The organism is Agromyces sp. P1_H4 (assembly GCF_056405255.1).
The window spans coordinates 1-701 of the sequence record NZ_JBFUCL010000609.1 but is presented as its reverse complement, the minus strand read 5'-3'; the positions used below and the strand labels follow the sequence as shown (position 1 = coordinate 701).

1 protein-coding gene is annotated in these 701 nt (G+C 70.7%); it reads right to left on the bottom strand.

Annotated features, from left to right (window positions below; translation table 11 throughout):
• Positions 1–701 (bottom strand): alpha-glucan family phosphorylase (gene glgP, locus AC1DY2_RS20340; RefSeq protein WP_476764063.1); only part of this gene is annotated, 701 nt, incomplete at both ends.

The window sequence follows — 701 nt, the reverse complement described above, 5'->3', positions numbered from 1 at the left end:
GCCGCACCATGCGATCTGCGCCGAGCTGCGGCACGAGCACCGCGAGCGTCTGCCGCACGCGGCGCACCCACTCCACGGGAACCCCGTCGGCGTCGCGCTCGTAGTACCGGGTGGCRACACGGTGCTCGAGCAGTTCRTAGAGGGCGGCCGCCTCGAGGGCGTCACGCTCGCCGGCGTCGCCCGCGGCATCCGCCGACGGGATCACCCAGCCGTAGTCGTCGCCCGCGAACTCGGCCCACCAGCCGTCGAGGATCGACAGGTTCAGGGCGCCGTTCATGGCCGCCTTCATGCCCGAGGTACCGCACGCCTCGAGCGGTCGCAACGGGTTGTTCAGCCACACGTCGCAGCCGGGGTAGAGCAGCTCGGCCATGCCCATGTCGTAGTCGGGCAGGAACACGATGCGGTCGCGCAGCTCGGGCTGCTGCGCGAACTGCACGAGCTGCTGGATGAGCCGCTTGCCCTCGTCGTCGGCCGGATGCGACTTGCCGGCGATCACGAACTGCACCGGTCTATCGGGGTTCGTCAGGATCGACTTCAGCCGATCGGGGTCGCTCAGCATGAGCGTCAGGCGCTTGTACGTCGGCACGCGTCGCGCGAACCCCACGGTGAGCGTGTCGGGGTCGAGCACCTGGGTGAGCCACTTCGGCGCGGAGGCCCCGTCGTGCTGCTCCGCCCAGGATGCCGCGAGGCGACGCCGCGCG